We start from the raw sequence: 16617 nt of genomic DNA, 5'->3' as shown, positions 1-16617 counted from the left end.
GGCCGATGAAACGGAAAGGATGGCTGCGCTTCGCGGTGCCGGGCCTCGCGCTGTGCGTGCTGGCCGGAACGGCCCGGGCCGACGAAGAGAAGGTGCTGAACCTGTACAACTGGAGCAATTACTTCGCGCCGGATACCGTGTCCGCGTTCGAGAAGGAAACCGGCATCAAGGTTCGCTACGACGCATACGACAGCGACGAGACGCTGCAATCGAAACTGCTGACCGGCAACAGTGGCTACGACCTCGTATGGCCGACCAACGACTTCATGGCCAAGCAGATTCAGGCCGGCGTGTTTCGCAAGCTCGACAAGAGCCGGTTGCCGAACCTGAAGTATCTCGATCCGTCGCTGCTGACGCAGATGGCGCAATCCGATCCCGGCAACCAGTACGGCGTGCCGTACATGTGGGGCACCGTGGGCGTCGGCTACGACCGCGCCAAAGTGCGCGCGATCCTCGGCAAGGACATGCCGGCCGACAGTCTCGACCTGCTGTTCAACCCGGCGCTCGCGTCGCGTGTCTCCGCGCAGTGCGGGTTGGGCCTGCAGGATTCCGCGAGCACGGTGCTGCCGCTGGCGCTGCGCTACATCGGCCGCGATCCGATGCACCCGTCCGCGCAGGACTATGCTGCCGCGCAGGCGATGCTGATGAAGGTCCGGCCGTTCATCCGCGAGTTTGTCGGTTCGTCCGATGCCAACGAGCTGGTCGACGGCGAGCTGTGCGTGACGATCGGCTTCTCCGGTGCGATCAACCTGGCCGCGCAGAAGGCGAAGGCGCGCGATCCGAAGCGCGATATCGTGTACGACATCCCGCGCATCGGCAGCCTGATGTGGTTCGATGCGATGGTCATTCCGGCGTCCGCGAAACATCCGGACAACGCGCATGCGTTCATCAACTACATCCTGCGGCCGGACGTGATTGCGAAGATCTCGAATTCGACGCGCTACGCGAATGCGAACCAGGGTGCGCTGAAGCTGATGGACCCGGCGCTGGTGCGCGATCCGGGCATCTATCCGGACGAGTCGACGCGGCGCACGCTGTTTACGCCGACCGCCGAATCGCCGGCCACGATGCGTCTTGAAGGCCGAACCTGGCTTGGTTTCAAGACGGCGCGACCGTGACGGTACACCATGAAACAATTGAAGCAACCGGCAAGCGAAAGAGGAATGCCATGACAACGAGACGTCAACTGTTGAAACGCGGCCTGTCCGTATCGGGCGCGGCGCTGGCCGCCAGCACGCTGGGCGGCTTGCTCGGCCGCGCCGCGCATGCGCAGCAGGGCGCGGCCTGGCACATGCCGGACGAGGGCGCGCCGCACACGGCGACCTGGATGGCGTTCGGCCCGAGCGAGGACATCTGGGGCGCGCGGCTCCTGCCCGTGGTGCGCGAGAACCTCGCCGCGGTCGCGAAGGCGATCGCCGCGCACGAGCCACTCAAGATGCTGGTGCGGGAACAGGACTACGCGATCGCATCGCGCCTGTGCGGCGCATCGGTCGAGCTCGTCCAGCATCCGGTCGACGATCTGTGGATGCGCGACACGGGGCCCGTGTTCGTGAAGAATGCGTCGGGCCAGCTCGGCGGCGTGAGCTTCAATTTCAACGGCTGGGGCAACAAGCAGGAACACGACCAGGACGCGGAAGTCGCGCCGTTCGTCGCCGAACGCGCGGGTGCACGGCTGGTCGATACGCGGCTGGTGCTGGAAGGTGGCGGCATCGAGGTGGACGGCGAGGGGACGGCGATCATCACGCGCAGCTGCGTGCTCAATCCGAACCGCAATCCGGGCGTCAGCCAGGCACAGTGCGAGGCGGAGCTGAGCCGGCTGCTGGGGCTGAAGAAGATCATCTGGTTGCCCGGCATCGCGGGCAAGGACATCACCGACGGGCATACCGATTTCTACGCGCGCTTCACGAGCCCGGGTGTCGTGGTGGCCGGGCTCGACACGGACCCGTCCTCGTACGACCACGCGGTGACGCGGCAGCATCTGGAAATCCTGCGGAAATCCACCGATGCGAAGGGCCGCCCGTTGAAGGTCGTCGTGCTGCCGGGACCGAAGACCGTCCGGCACACTTACGAGAACGCGGAGTTCGCGGCCGGCTACATCAACTTCTACGTGTGCAACCGCGCGGTGATCGCGCCGCAGTTCGGCGACAGCCGGGCCGACCGCAATACGCGCGACACGCTCGTCGACCTGTTTCCCGGCCGCGAAGTCATTCAGCTGAATATTGACGGCATCGCGGCGGGCGGCGGCGGCATCCACTGCACCACGCAACAGCAGCCGGCCTGAGCGCGGCCGCGGGCCGGTCTGCGTGACCGGTTCGCACGGCTGCCGACATTCACCGGTCGTTCCGGACTACTGATCAACAATATGGAATCCGTCCCGATGGACGGAAGCCGGCGTACGCATGCGCGCCGGCTGCGCAATGGAGTGAACACATGACGAAAAAAGGAACCCGCGCAAGCGTGGACAAACACGTGCGGAATATGCCAGATACCGGCCGGCGCGGATTCATCCGCTGTTCGGCCGCGTGGCTCGGCATGCCGCTGCTGGGCAGCCTGGCCGCGTGCGGCGGCGGCGACGGCGCGTCCGATGCGGCTTCCGCGCCGCGCGTGACGCCGCCGACGCCGTCGACGCGGCAGGCCGTGTACCGGCTGCCGGCCGAAGATGCGCCGCACGCGTCGACCTACATGGCTTTCGCGTCCGGCACGGAAGGCATCTGGATGCCTGTCACGTCGCAAAGCACGGATGCCGGCATCGACCGGGTTCGGGCCGACCTGATGGACGTCGCGAAAGCGATCGGCGCAACCGAACCGGTCAACATGCTGGTGCTGCCGGCCGATCTCGACGCGGCCCGCGCGCTGCTCGCGACTGCAAGCGTCGCGAATCCCGACCTGCATGCGCGTTATGCGGCGCGTCCGGCGGGCGCGGGCGGGATCACCCTCGTGCCGCTCGCCGACGGCTTCAACGACTTCTGGGTGCGCGATACGGGCTGCGTGTTCGTCAGGGACACCGCGAACGGCAATGCGCTGAATGCGGTCGGCTTCAATTTCAACGGGTGGGGCAACGCGAACACCGACGGCGTCGGCCTGAGTCCCGGCACGACGATCCCGCCGGCGATAGCAGCCGCGAGCAACCGGTCGAAGGCGGGGAAGTTCTTCCAGCCGTTCGGCCGCGACAGCACGGTGGCGGGCTGGATGGCGCAAACGAAGGGCGCGAACCTCGTCCGCAGCACGTTGACGCTCGAAGGCGGCGCGATCGAATTCGACGGTGATGCGACGGCGATCCTTACCGAATCGGCCGTGCTGCACGTGAACCGGAATCCGCAACTGTTCGACATCCCGAACGGCGTCATCGCCAACGCGACACTGCTGCCGTCGGCGAAAGATACCGTGCACGCCGAGCTGCAGCGCACGCTCGGCGTGCGCAAGATCATCTGGCTGCCGGGAACGGCGACCTATCCGCGCGGTGCCGGCGTGGGCGGTGCGGGTGGCGCGGCGACGCCGGCCGGCGAGAGCGACATCACGAACGGCCACGTCGATTTCTATGCACGGTTTCTCGCGCCGGGTGTGGTCGCGTGCTGCTACGACGCGTCGAATTCGACCGGCGAGCGCGCATTGACGGATGCGAACCGGCAACGTCTCGCCGGCCAGACCGATGCGAACGGCCGGCCGCTGCAGATCGTCGAACTCGTGCCGCCGGTCAATTTCGGCACGTCGGCCGGCACGAACCTGAGCGAAAGGCAGATGTCGCATTTCGCGGCCGGCTACATCAATTTCTACACGTGCAACGGCGCGATCGTGATGCCGAAGTTCAACGACGCGGCGGCCGACGCCGCCGCGGTCGCCGCCCTCCGCCCGTATGCAGGGAACCGCGCGATCGTGCAGGTCGACATCCTCGGCATCGCGTCGGGGGGCGGCGGCATCCACTGCTCGACCCGGGAAGTGCCGGCATGAGCGTGTCGTGTCATATCGATATGGAAATCGATTCGTTGTCCGTGACGCGCGATTTCCTTAATCTGAACCCGTAGTTCGTGTGACACCTCCTTGACTGGGATTCGCGCCCGCTGCTTGCAGCGGGCGTCTTTTTTGGTGCGCTGCATCTCACGCCGGCCACGGCGGGGTTGGTGGTGCACGGCGACTCGCCTATGCTGGTTGCTGCGTGTCCGCGCGGCGGTCCGGATCGGCCGGGCCGGTGACGTTTCGATGACATGCCATGTCAAGGAGAAACACCATGAGCAAACCCGCGATCGTGCTCGTGCACGGCTTCTGGGGCGGCGCCGCGCATTGGGCAAAAGTGATCGTCGAACTTGCGCGCAAGGGTCATGTGTCGCTGCATGCGGTCGAGATGCCGCTGACATCGCTCGCCGACGATGCAGAACGCACGCGCAAGATGGTCAGTCAGGTGGACGGCCCCGTGCTGCTGGTCGGCCATTCGTACGGCGGCGCGGTGATCAGCGAGGCCGGCAACCTGCCGAATGTCGCGGGCCTCGTGTTCATCGCCGCGTTCGCGCCGGACGCCGGCGAAAGCCCCGGCGGGATCACGCAGGAACACCTGCCGGTGGCCGCGCCGAATCTCGCGCCCGACAGCGATGGTTATCTGTGGCTCAAGCCCGACAAATTCCACGAAAGCTTCTGCCAGGACCTTTCGTCGGACGAAGCGCTCGTGATGGCCGTCACGCAGAAGGCGCCGCTGGCGAGCACGTTCGCCGACACCGTCAATACACCCTCGTGGCGCACGAAGCCGTCGTGGTACCAGATCTCGAGCGAGGACCGGATGATCGCGCCGGAGAACCAGGAGCGAATGTCGGCGCGGATGAATGCGCGCAAGGTCATCACGCTCGATGCGAGCCATGCGTCGCTCGCGTCGAAACCGGTGGCGGTTGCCGCGCTGATCGACGAGGCGGCCGCGTCGCTTGCCGGATAAGGCAAGGATCGGTGGGAAGGGCGCAGCGCAATGCCGCGCCCACGGCCGGCACGGCTCATCACGAAACCCGCTGAGCAAAGCACCATTTGTTGGTTCGGATTCGCCGCACGCGCTGATACGTTAGCGGCTTCGCGACATCACACTTCGTCGCGATGTTTCTCGAACCGGGCCGCCGCGCGATCCGCGGCGGCCTTCATAACAAGACAGGTCGTGCTCATGAAATTCCACACTCTCGCTACGTGGCTCGTCGGGGCCGCGCTCATTACCGCCGGCACCGTCGCGCATGCGGATCGCCTCGACGACATCAAGAAGGCCGGCGTGCTGCGCGTCGCGACGTTCGACAGCAACCCGCCGTTCGGTTATGTCGATGCGAAGAACAACCACATCGTCGGTCTCGACGTCGACTATGCGAAGGCGCTTGCCGACAAGCTCGGCGTGAAGCTGCAACTCCAGCCGACCAACCCCGCGAACCGCATTCCGTTCCTGACGTCCGGCAAGGTCGACCTCGTGCTCGCGAACTTCACGATCACCGACGAGCGCGCGAAGCAGGTCGACTTCAGCATTCCGTATTTCTCGTCGGGCCAGCAGTTTCTCGCGAAGAAGGGCGTGCTGAAATCGGCCGACCAGTTGAGTAGCCTGCGCGTCGGCGCGGACAAGGGCACGACGAACGAGATCACCCTGCGCGAGAAATTCCCGAAGGCGACGATCGTCGCTTATGACGACACGCCGTTCGCGTTCGCCGCGCTGCGCGCGGGCAACGTGCAGGCGATCACGCAGGACGGCCCGAAGCTGATCGGCCTGCTCGCGAACGTGCCCGACAAGCAGAACTACGAGATCCCGGCGTTCACGATCTCGAACGACTACATGGGCGTTGGCGTGCCGAAGGGCGAGACGCGCCTGCTCGGTTTCGTCAACGACACGCTGAAGGGGCTCGAGGCGAACGGCCGTGCCGTGCAGATCTACGATGCATGGTTCGGGCCGACGACGAAGACGCCGCTCACGCGCATCTTCCGCATCGGCGACAAGACCTGATTCACGCCGCACGCGCGCCGCGACCTGCCGGAGCATCGGCGTCGCGGCGCTTTCCGTTTTCTTCCGATCGCGCTTAGCGCGCGCACCCAAGCATGCTCGGGTTGGCTCCCAAATATCTGTCCTGGCTCTGGCAGGGCTTCCTGCTGACACTCGGCCTCGCGGCCGCGTCGGCCGTTGCCGCGACCGCCGGCGGGCTGTTGCTCGCGGTCATGCGTCACGCGCGCGGCACGGCCCTGCGCATGACGGCGTCCGCGTACGTCGTCGCGTTCCGCAACACGCCGCTGCTCGTGCAGTTGCTGTTCTGGTATTTCGGCGTGGCGTCGCTGCTGCCCGACACGTGGATCGCGTGGCTGAACGCGCGCCATGCGGTGAGTGCGGGCCCGTTCACGCTCGCATGGCCGTCGTTCGAATTCGTCGCGGGCTGGGTCGGGCTGAGTGCGTACACGGCCGCGTTCGTCGCCGAGGAATGCGAAGCCGGCCTGCGCGGCGTGCGTCGCACACAGCACGACGCGGCGGCCGCGCTCGGCCTCACGCCGATGCAGTCGCTGCGTTATGTGGTGCTGCCGCAGGCCGTGCGCATCGCGTTGCCGCCGCTATGCGGTCAAACCATGAATCTCGTGAAGAACTCGTCGCTCGCGATGGCGATCGGCGTGGCCGAGCTGTCGTATGCATCGCGGCAGGTCGAAACGGAAACGTTCAAGACCTTCGCCGCGTTCGGCGTCGCAACCTTGCTGTACGTCGCGGCGGTGGCCGCGATCGAGGCCGGCGCATACGCGGCCACGCAATGGCGCGACAGGCTGGGAGCGGGGCGCTGACGATGGACTTCTCGCTGCTGCTCGCCAACCTGCCGTACCTGCTCGTTGGCGCATTCCCGGAAGGCCCGCTCGGCGGCGCCGCGCTGTCGTTGGTGCTCGCGATCGCGTCCGCCATAACGTCGGCCGTGCTCGGTGTCGCGCTCGGCGTCGCGATGGCGCTCGCGCGCGGCCCCGTACGCGTGCTGCTGCTCGCGTTCATCGGCTTCTTCCGCGCGATTCCGATGCTGATGCTGATCTTCTGGACGTATTTCCTGATGCCCATGCTGCTGCATATGGACGTGCCGGGGCTCGCGACGGTCGTCTGCGCGCTCGCGCTGATCGGCGGCGCGTATCTCGCGCATGCGGTGCATGCGGGCATCGTCGCGGCGGGGGACGGGCAATGGCAGGCCGGGCTGTCGCTCGGGCTCACGCGCTGGCAGACGGTGCGCCATGTGCTGCTGCCGCAGGCGATCCGGATCATGACGCCGTCGTTCGTGAACCAGTGGGTCGCGCTCGTGAAGGACACGTCGCTCGCGTATATCGTCGGCGTGCCGGAACTGTCGTTCGTCGCGACGCAGGTGAACAACCGGCTGATGGTGTATCCGGCGCCGATCTTCCTGTTCGTCGCGGTGATCTATCTGGTGCTGTGCACGTCGCTCGACGGCGCGGCGCGCTGGCTGTTGTCGCGCGGCCCGCGCGCGGAACGCGTCGAGCAGGCGACGGCCGAGCGCACGGAGCCCGCGCGGTGACGATGCATCACGGCCGTGGCCGCGGAGAACGGCCGGCGACGAAACGTCCGTGATCCGGGATGGACCGCACGCCGCGCAGGTCGGGTGCGGCGTGCAGATCGGACAAGAAGGGCAGACGACCGGCCGCCTGCGCCGCCGCTTCCGGCGCGACGGCGGGCGGCACGCGTGTCACGACGCCGAATAGTGCGTGTTGAAGACCGCGCGCAGCGTCGACTTGTCGGTCGCGAAATCGCCCCACAGCGGGCCATCGTTCTGCGCGAACGCGAACGGCGTCGTATCGATCGACGCGAGGCGGAAGCGCCATTGCGCCGCTTCCTGGCGGAACGCGGTGAGCTGCATGTCGGACAGCGCCGTCTGCGCACTGGCGAGCGTGACGAGCGGGTCGACCGGATTGTCCGCGACGCGCACCTCGAAATGCAGGTGCGGGCCCGTTGCGGCACCCGTCATCCCGACCGAGCCGAGCCGCTGGCCCTGCTTCACGCTTTCGCCCGTCTTGAGGCCGCGCGCGAACGCGGACAGGTGTGCGTAGTAGGTCGAGTAGCCGTCCGCGTGATCGACGATCACGTAGCGGCCGTAGCCGCCCGGATCGAAACCGGCGAACGACACGACGCCGTCGGCCGCCGCGTCGACGGGCGTGCCGCTCGGCGCGGCGAGATCGACGCCCGTATGGAACGCCATCGCCTGCGACAGCGGATGGATGCGTTCGCCGAAGAACGAGCTGATGCGCGTCCACTTGACCGGCATCGTGAACGCGGCGGCTTCGAGCGGCGAGCCGTCGAGCGCGTAGTACGCGCCGTGTTCGGCACCGGGCGCACGGAACCAGATCGCACCGAACGTGCGGCCGGCGACGCGCAGTTCGAACGCAGTGAGGCGCGGCGTGCCGTCGTTCGTGTCGAACGCGACGCGATAATAGTCGCCGCGCTGCGCACTCGCGCGCATCGCGACCTTGCCGGTAACGAGATCGCCGAGCTGGATGCGCACCTCGGGCGGCACGTCGAGACGGTTCAGCGTATCGGACAGCGTGAGCTCGATATTGCCCGCGCGCATCCCGTGCTGGCTCTCGGACGGTGCGAGCTGGAACAGGCTCGCATAACCGAGCATGTCGTTGCGGTGTGCGCTGAGCGGCGCGAACAGGCCGGGCTGCAGGCTGCGGTCGTTGCGTTCGACGTGTTCATTGCGCTCGCCGATCGTGCGGGCGAGCTCGCTCGTCACGAAATGCTGCGCGGTGGGAAACGGCGTGTCGGACAGCACGCGCTGCGGCAGCGCGGCCGTGCCGGTATCGACGGCGCCCGGCAGTTGCGACACGGCCGGCAGCGCGGCGGCGAGACCGAGGGCGGCGAGGGCGCCGAGCACGGCGGCCGGCACGAGCGCGCGCACGACGCGCTGCGCGCGGCCGGGCGCGAAAGCATCAGGAGTTGCGGCAGACTTGACCAAGGTGTCCACATCCAGGAGAGCGGTTCAAGGGGGTGTGGGCAGGGGCCGACGGCGGCACAACCGTCGAAGGGCGACGGGGCGGGCGGCGGGCGTGCAACAAAACAGGCCCCGCCAGGGGCCTGTGTCGTTTCCGTTCGACCCAACGCGCGGGGCGGGCCCGCTTCGAACGGCGGCGTGCATACCGGGTCGAACCCGGTTATCACGAAGACGCTAAAGAAAGATGACAGCGTCAGTCTACCGATGTTCCGCGGAACGTTAAAAATTTTAAAGAGGGTCAGCTCATTCGTTTCGCAGTGCGGTAAGTCGGATTAAATCAGCATTTGTTACGACGATTTTCGTCAGTCCGGCAATTTTTGCGCGCGGCCGCGCAACGCGGCGGACGTTCGGACGGTGTCGAAACCGGCGTCGAGCATCGCCTCGGCGTCGTTCCACAGGTTGCCGCGCAGCCGGTTGGTCCAGATCATCGACGCGAACACGCCTTCGAGCAGCGACACGAGATAGACGGCGGCCAGGTGCACGTCGAGATCGGCGGCGAGCTCGCCGGCCGTGATCGCGCGGCGCAGCAGCGCCTTCGTGATCCGCAGCATCTGCAGTTCGAGCAGCATGCGGCGCCGCTGCAGCGCGCCGTTTTCCTCGCTTTGCTCGCATTTCGTATAGAGGATCACGAGCACGCGCTGCATCGGCCCCGGCTCGCCGCACTCCTGCAGGTAGTGCGACGCCGCGCGCCGCAGCGTGGCGAGCGGCGGCAGGCCGTCGCCCGCGTCAAAACCTTCCGACGTGCGCGCGAACGCGCGGTCGCACATCGCGAGACACACTTCCATCTTGTTGCGGTAGTGGCCGTAGACGGCGCCCCGCGACATCCCGGCGGCCTCGGCGAGGTCCGCCATCGCGGTCTGCGCGACGCCTTTCTCGAGCAGCACGAGCTCGGCGGCGTCGAGGATCCGGTGCTTGATGGCGAGCGATTCTTCCCGGGTCTTGCGGGCCATGTCGTGAGTTTCCTTTCAATTTGCTGTCGTTTTATTGAGACAGTGTGGCGGTCGGATTGAAACAGCGTTTATTTAATCAGTCGTGACTGATTATAATCGGCCACCCTGAGCCGCCGCATTGTATCGGCGGCGAACGATCCGAGGTCACTATGAATAACAATCGCTCCCTGTTGCGCCACGGGCTGGCGCCGTTCGCACTGGCGGCCGTGCTGGCCGTGGCCGGATGCGGAAAGGGCGACAAGGACGCAGCGCCGGAGACCGCGAAGCAGGCGACCGTCGTGACGGTGCGCCCGACGGCCGTGCCGATGACCGTCGAATTGCCGGGCCGGCTCGACGCATACCGGCAGGCGGAAGTGCGCGCGCGGGTCGCGGGCATCGTCACCGCGCGTACCTACGAGGAAGGCCAGGAAGTGAAGCAGGGCGCGGTGCTGTTTCGCATCGATCCCGCGCCGCTGAAGGCCGCGCGCGACGCCGCGCAGGGCGCGCTCGCGAAGGCGCAGGCCGCTTTGCTCGCGGCGAGCGACAAGCGCCGCCGTTACGACGATCTCGTGCGCGATCGCGCGGTGAGCGAGCGCGACCATACCGAGGCCATCGCGGGCGACACGCAGGCAAAGGCCGAGGTCGCGTCCGCGAAGGCCGAACTCGCACGTGCGCAGCTGCAGCTCGACTATGCGACCGTCACCGCACCGATCGCGGGCCGCGCACGGCGCGCGCTCGTGACCGAAGGCGCGCTCGTCGGCCAGGACCAGGCGACGCCGCTCACGACCGTCGAGCAGCTCGATCCGATCTACGTGAACTTCTCGCAGCCGGCCGCCGACGTCGACGCGCTGCGCCGCGCGGTGAAGAGCGGGCGCGCGACGGGCATCGCGCAGCACGACATCGCGGTGACGCTGCTGCGCGCGGACGGCACCGCGTATCCGCTGAAGGGCAAGCTGCTGTTCAGCGATCTCGCGGTCGATCCGACCACCGACACCGTCGCGATGCGCGCGCTGTTCCCGAACCCGGAGCGCGAGCTGTTGCCGGGCGCGTATGTGCGGATCGCGCTCGATACGGCGGTCGACCAGCGGGCGATCCTCGTGCCGCGCGACGCGCTGCTGCGCACGGCCAACCGCACGTCGGTGCGCGTGGTCGGCGCGAACGGCAAGGTCAAGGACGTCGAGGTCGCAGCCGACCAGATGAGCGGCCGTGACTGGCGCATCACGCGCGGCCTGACGGGCGGCGAGCGCGTGATCGTCGACAACGCCGCGCAGTTCGCGCCCGATACGGCCGTCAAGCCCGTCGAGAAGGCGTCGCCGTCGAAGGCGGCGCCGGCAGCGGCCGCTTCGCAGGCGGCCGCCCGTCAAACCTGACCGGTTCAAACCAACCACCATGGCACGTTTCTTCATCGATCGCCCCGTCTTCGCGTGGGTGATCGCAATCTTCATGATGCTGGGCGGCGCGTTCGCGATCCGCGCGCTGCCCGTTGCGCAGTACCCGGACATCGCACCGCCCGTCGTCAGCATCTACGCGACGTACCCGGGCGCGTCCGCGCAGGTCGTCGAGGAATCGGTGACCGCGCTGATCGAGCGCGAAATGAACGGCGCGCCGGGGCTGATGTATACGTCGGCGACGAGCAGCGCCGGGATGGCGTCGCTGTACCTGACGTTCAAGCAGGGCGTGAACGCCGATCTCGCGGCCGTCGAAGTGCAGAACCGGCTGAAGACGGTCGAGGCGCGGCTGCCCGAGCCGGTGCGCCGCGACGGCATCCAGGTCGAGAAGGCCGCCGACAACATCCAGCTCGTCGTGTCGCTGACGTCCGACGACGGGCGGATGACCGACGTGCAGCTCGGCGAATATGCGTCGGCGAACGTCGTGCAGGCGCTGCGCCGCGTCGAGGGTGTCGGCAGGGTGCAGTTCTGGGGCGCCGAATATGCGATGCGGATCTGGCCCGACCCGGTGAAGATGGCCGGGCACGGCCTCACCGCGTCGGACATCGCGTCGGCCGTGCGCGCGCACAACGCGCGCGTGACGATCGGCGACATCGGCCGCAGCGCGGTGCCGGACAGCGCGCCGATCGCGGCGACCGTGTTCGCCGACGCGCCGCTGAAGACGCCGGCCGATTACGGCGCGATCGCGCTGCGCACGCAGGCCGATGGCTCCGCGCTGTATCTGCGCGACGTCGCGCGCATCGAGTTCGGCGGCAACGACTACAACTATCCGTCGTACGTGAACGGCAAGGTCGCGACCGGCATGGGCATCAAGCTCGCGCCGGGCTCGAACGCGGTCTCCACCGAGAAGCGCGTGCGCGCGGCGATGGACGGGCTGTCCGCGTACTTCCCGCCGGGCGTGAAGTACCAGATCCCGTACGAGACGTCGTCGTTCGTGCGCGTGTCGATGAACAAGGTCGTCACGACGCTGATCGAGGCCGGCGTGCTCGTGTTCCTCGTGATGTTCCTGTTCATGCAGAACCTGCGCGCGACGCTGATCCCGACGCTCGTCGTGCCGGTCGCGCTCGCGGGCACGTTCGGCGTGATGTACGCGGCCGGCTTCTCGATCAACGTGCTGACGATGTTCGGGATGGTGCTCGCGATCGGCATCCTCGTCGACGACGCGATCGTCGTGGTCGAGAACGTCGAGCGGCTGATGGTCGAGGAAGGGCTCGGCCCGTACGACGCGACCGTCAAGGCGATGACGCAGATCAGCGGCGCGATCATCGGGATCACCGTGGTGCTGACGTCGGTGTTCGTGCCGATGGCGTTCTTCGGCGGCGCGGTGGGCAACATCTACCGGCAGTTCGCGCTGTCGCTCGCGGTGTCGATCGGGTTCTCGGCATTCCTCGCGCTGTCGCTGACGCCCGCGCTGTGCGCGACGCTGCTCAAGCCCGTGAATGGCGACCATCACGAGAAGCGCGGTTTCTTCGGCTGGTTCAACCGTTTCGTCGCGCGTGCGACGCAGCGCTACGCGACGCGCGTCGGTTCGATGCTGAAGAAGCCGGTGCGCTGGCTCGTCGTATACGGCGCGCTGACCGCGGCCGCGGGATTGATGCTCACGCAACTGCCGACCGCGTTCCTGCCGGACGAGGACCAGGGCAACTTCATGGTGATGGTGATCCGGCCGCAAGGCACGCCGCTCGCGGAAACGATGCAGAGCGTGCGCGAGGTCGAATCGTATATCCGCAACGACGAGCCGGCCGCGTATACGTTCGCGCTCGGCGGCTTCAACCTGTACGGCGAAGGGCCGAACGGCGGGATGATCTTCGTCACGCTGAAGAACTGGAAGGAGCGCAAGGCCGAGCGCGATCACGTGCAGGCGATCGTCGCACGCATCAACGAACGTTTCGGCGGCACGCCGAACACGACGGTGTTCGCGATGAACTCGCCGGCGCTGCCCGATCTCGGCTCGTCGAGCGGCTTCGACTTCCGGCTGCAGAATCGCGGCGGGCTCGACTACGCGACCTTCAGCGCCGCGCGCGAGCAACTGCTCGCGGCGGGCGGCAAGGACCGCGCGCTGACCGACCTGATGTTCGCCGGCACGCAGGACGCGCCGCAGCTGAAGCTCGACATCGATCGCGCGAAGGCCTCCGCGCTCGGCGTGTCGATGGAAGAGATCAACACGACGCTCGCGGTGATGTTCGGCTCGGACTATATCGGCGATTTCATGCACGGCACGCAAGTGCGGCGCGTGGTCGTGCAGGCCGACGGGCTGCACCGGCTCGATCCCGACGACGTGAAGAAGCTGCGCGTGCGCAACGCGCGCGGCGAGATGGTGCCACTCGCGGCATTCACGACGCTGCACTGGACGCTCGGGCCGCCGCAGCTCACGCGCTACAACGGCTATCCGTCGTTCACGATCAACGGCTCGGCCGCGGAAGGCCACAGCAGCGGCGAGGCGATGACCGCGATCGAGCGGATCGCCGCGAAGCTGCCGGCCGGCATCGGCTTCTCGTGGTCGGGGCAGTCGTTCGAGGAGCGGCTGTCGGGCGCGCAGGCGCCGATGCTGTTCGCGCTGTCGGTGCTCGTGGTGTTTCTCGCGCTCGCGGCGCTGTACGAGAGCTGGTCGATCCCGTTCGCGGTGATGCTGGTCGTCCCGCTCGGCGTGATCGGCGCGGTGCTCGGCGTCACGCTGCGGATGATGCCGAACGACATCTATTTCAAGGTGGGGCTGATCGCGACGATCGGGCTGTCCGCGAAAAACGCGATCCTGATCGTCGAAGTCGCGAAGGATCTGGTCGCGCAGCGCATGTCGCTCGTCGACGCGGCGCTCGAGGCCGCGCGCCTGCGGCTGCGGCCGATCGTGATGACGTCGCTCGCGTTCGGCGTCGGTGTGCTGCCGCTCGCGTTCGCGTCGGGCGCCGCGTCCGGCGCGCAGATGGCGATCGGCACCGGCGTGCTCGGCGGCGTGATCACGGCGACCGTGCTCGCGGTGTTCCTCGTCCCGCTGTTTTTCGTGATCGTCGGCCGCCTGTTCGACGTCGGCCCGCGCCGGCGCGGCGGGGCGCAGCCGGCGACGATGGAGGGATCGCAATGATGTTTGCGCTGAATGCACGCGCCGCGCTGCGCGCTCAGCTCGCACTGGCCGCCGCGCTCGCGCTCGCCGGCTGCTCGCTCGCGCCGCGTTACGAGCGTCCGGCGGCGCCCGTGCCGTCCACTTATGCACCGGCCGACGGCAGCCTGGCATCGGCCGCGGCGCCGGGCACCGCGGCCGATGCCGCGCTGCTCGACGACTGGCATGCGTATTTTGCCGATCCGGCATTGCAGGCGTGGATCGACGCGGCGCTCGCGAACAACCGCGACCTGCGGATCGCGGCCGGTCGGCTCGAGGAGGCGCGTGCGCAATACGGCGTGCAGCGTGCGGACCTGATGCCGTCGGTCGATGCGAATCTCGGTTATGACCGCGCGCGCCAGTACGACCCGGTCGTGCGCGAAAGCGCGATCAGCGGGCTGTATCGCGCGGGCGTCGGCGTCAGCGCGTACGAGCTCGACCTGTTCGGCCGCGTGCGCAACCTGTCCGACGCGGCGCTGGCCGACTATTTCGCGACGGCCGATGCGCAGCGCACGGTCCGCATCGGCGTGATCGCCGAAGTGGCGAGCGCGTACGTATCGGAGCGTTCGCTGCACGAGCAGCTCGCGCTGGCGCAGCGCACGCTCGACGCGCGCGAACGCATGGCCGCGCTCACGCAGCGCCGCTACGCAGCCGGCACGAGCGACGCGATCGAGCTGCGCTCGGCCGAGATGCTGGTGGCATCCGCGCGCGCGTCGCAGGCCGCGCTGCAGCGCGAGCATGTGCAGGCCGTGCGGGCGCTGCAGTTGCTCGCGGGCGATTTCGCGCGCAACGTGCCCAGCGACGCGACCGCGCTCGACACGTTGTCGATCGCGCCCGTGGCGCCGGGCGCACCGAGCGCGCTGCTCGAACGACGGCCGGACATCCGGCAGGCCGAGGCGAGGCTCAAGGCCGCGAACGCGCAGATCGGCGCCGCACGCGCGGCGTTCTTCCCGCGCATCGCGCTGACGACCGACTACGGCTCGGTCAGCGACGCGTTCTCGAGCCTGTTCGCGGCCGGCACGAGCGTGTGGACGTTCGCGCCGCGCATCACGCTGCCGATCTTCGCGGGCGGACGCAATCGCGCGAACCTCGACGTCGCGAACGCGCGCAAGCACATCGCGGTCGCCGAATACGAGAAGACCGTGCAGACCGCGTTCCGCGAAGTGGCCGACGCGTTTGCCGCGCGCGACTGGATCGATCGCCAGCTGGCCGCGCAGCAGGACGTGTACACGGCGGACGGCGCGCGGCTGAAGCTGGCGGAGCGCCGCTACGCGGGCGGTGTCGCGACGTATCTCGAACTGCTCGACGCGCAGCGCAGCACGTACGAGTCGGGGCAGGAGCTGATCCGGCTCAAGCAACTCAGGCTCGCGAATGCGATCGCGCTGTATCGCGCGCTCGGCGGCGGCTGGGCGCCGGCGTCGGCGGAGGCCGCGGCTTCCGCGTGAGCCCGTTCGCCTGACGCCGCAGCGCGTCGGGCGGCACGACTCGACGTGCCGCCGCCGTGTCGATCGAGATCGTTATCCGCTGAATCGCCGATCGCCAGCGGCGATACCTTTCCCCGTCGGCCCCAGCCTGCCAAACGTTTTACGTCCCGCGACAGCACGCAAGTGTGTCGTCCGGACCGCTCCGCATCGCGCGACCGATCATGTCGCGACCCGACCCGGCGCACACGTGTGCCGCGTCTCTTTCTTTCCTGCCTCATCCAATCTGCGGACAAATTGCGTTCCGGCGGCCGCGCATGCGTTCGATTCCCGATCGGGAATTGACGCTCCGATTAATCCATGAATTGGAATTAATGCGGGCGGCAAAGTGTCGCGGTAAAACGTTTGTATTTATGTCGCAATCGTTTGCGCGCTGAATTCGGGTTGATTGAGGCTCCGTTTTAATTTCCTGGTTGTTGAAAATGAATTGAGATTGGCGTTGTCGTTTGGCAACGATGGCGGCATTGGACAATGTTTTGTCTTTTGCGGGATGGATCTTGGGCGAGCCAATACCAGCAAGGCTGGGCGGGGTGTCGATCGTTGCTGGCCGAAAATATCTTTAATCTTCAATTGGTTCCGTCAAATAAAAAAGGACTGCGGATAAAAAAGACGGGATTGAAAATTGTCAGGAAGGAATGTGATTTTCAGGGGGTGAATTGGACATTGTCAGAGGCATTTGACAATGATTTACAGAAATCTTTC

The 16617-nt window shown here is 67.3% G+C and carries 12 protein-coding genes; 10 read left to right on the top strand and 2 right to left on the bottom strand.

The annotated features are described in order from the left end of the window. Positions 1–5: 5 nt before the first annotated feature. The 7 genes from VL15_RS05465 (at position 6) to VL15_RS05435 (ending at position 7493) form a co-directional block, all read left to right on the top strand. A complete protein-coding gene (locus tag VL15_RS05465; RefSeq protein WP_048243787.1) occupies positions 6–1118 on the top strand; it encodes a polyamine ABC transporter substrate-binding protein in 1113 nt (370 codons plus the stop codon). A 50-nt stretch (positions 1119–1168) separates the two neighbouring features. Then, positions 1169–2281 carry an agmatine deiminase family protein gene (locus VL15_RS05460; protein WP_048243785.1) on the top strand — a complete coding sequence of 371 codons (1113 nt, stop codon included), beginning with the start codon at positions 1169–1171 and terminating at the stop codon, positions 2279–2281. A 197-nt stretch (positions 2282–2478) separates the two neighbouring features. Next, positions 2479–3948, top strand: a complete 1470-nt coding sequence (locus tag VL15_RS05455) for an agmatine deiminase family protein (RefSeq protein WP_230684347.1) — start codon at positions 2479–2481, stop codon at positions 3946–3948. 277 nt (positions 3949–4225) lie between these two features. After that, positions 4226–4918 (top strand): alpha/beta hydrolase, encoded by a 693-nt coding sequence (locus tag VL15_RS05450; RefSeq protein ID WP_048243782.1) that lies wholly within the window; start codon positions 4226–4228, stop codon positions 4916–4918. 216 nt (positions 4919–5134) lie between these two features. Continuing rightward, complete coding sequence (locus VL15_RS05445; RefSeq protein WP_048243780.1) at positions 5135–5950, top strand: ABC transporter substrate-binding protein; 816 nt, start codon at positions 5135–5137, stop codon at positions 5948–5950. Positions 5951–6042: 92 nt separating this feature from the next. Then, positions 6043–6765, top strand: coding sequence for an amino acid ABC transporter permease (locus VL15_RS05440; protein WP_048243778.1), 723 nt, complete (start codon positions 6043–6045; stop codon positions 6763–6765). Positions 6766–6767: 2 nt separating this feature from the next. Then, positions 6768–7493: an amino acid ABC transporter permease gene (locus VL15_RS05435; RefSeq protein WP_048243777.1), complete on the top strand. Its 726-nt coding sequence runs from the start codon at positions 6768–6770 to the stop codon at positions 7491–7493. A gap of 168 nt (positions 7494–7661) precedes the next feature. Here VL15_RS05435 and VL15_RS05430 read toward each other — a convergent pair whose 3' ends face one another. Together VL15_RS05430 and VL15_RS05425 are read right to left on the bottom strand one after the other, a co-directional pair. Further along, positions 7662–8927 carry a M23 family metallopeptidase gene (locus tag VL15_RS05430; RefSeq protein ID WP_048243775.1) on the bottom strand — a complete coding sequence of 422 codons (1266 nt, stop codon included), beginning with the start codon at positions 8925–8927 and terminating at the stop codon, positions 7662–7664. 338 nt (positions 8928–9265) lie between these two features. Then, a complete protein-coding gene (locus VL15_RS05425; protein ID WP_048243774.1) occupies positions 9266–9913 on the bottom strand; it encodes a TetR family transcriptional regulator in 648 nt (215 codons plus the stop codon). 149 nt (positions 9914–10062) lie between these two features. Between VL15_RS05425 and VL15_RS05420 the strand changes: the two genes are divergently transcribed. The 3 genes from VL15_RS05420 to VL15_RS05410 are packed head-to-tail and all read left to right on the top strand — an operon-like array spanning position 10063 to position 15879. Continuing rightward, positions 10063–11262, top strand: coding sequence for a MexX/AxyX family multidrug efflux RND transporter periplasmic adaptor subunit (locus VL15_RS05420; protein ID WP_048243772.1), 1200 nt, complete (start codon positions 10063–10065; stop codon positions 11260–11262). Positions 11263–11281: 19 nt separating this feature from the next. Next, the gene (locus tag VL15_RS05415) at positions 11282–14419 is read left to right on the top strand and encodes a multidrug efflux RND transporter permease subunit (protein WP_048243770.1); all 3138 of its coding nucleotides are present in this window, start codon (positions 11282–11284) and stop codon (positions 14417–14419) included. Next, positions 14419–15879, top strand: coding sequence for an efflux transporter outer membrane subunit (locus VL15_RS05410; protein ID WP_048244356.1), 1461 nt, complete (start codon positions 14419–14421; stop codon positions 15877–15879). Before VL15_RS05415 ends, VL15_RS05410 begins: the two co-directional genes overlap by 1 nt. Positions 15880–16617 lie beyond the last annotated feature (738 nt).

Source organism: Burkholderia cepacia, assembly GCF_001039005.1.
Taxonomy (GTDB): Bacteria; Pseudomonadota; Gammaproteobacteria; order Burkholderiales; family Burkholderiaceae; genus Burkholderia; species Burkholderia theae.
This window is presented reverse-complemented; position numbering and strand designations above follow the sequence as displayed.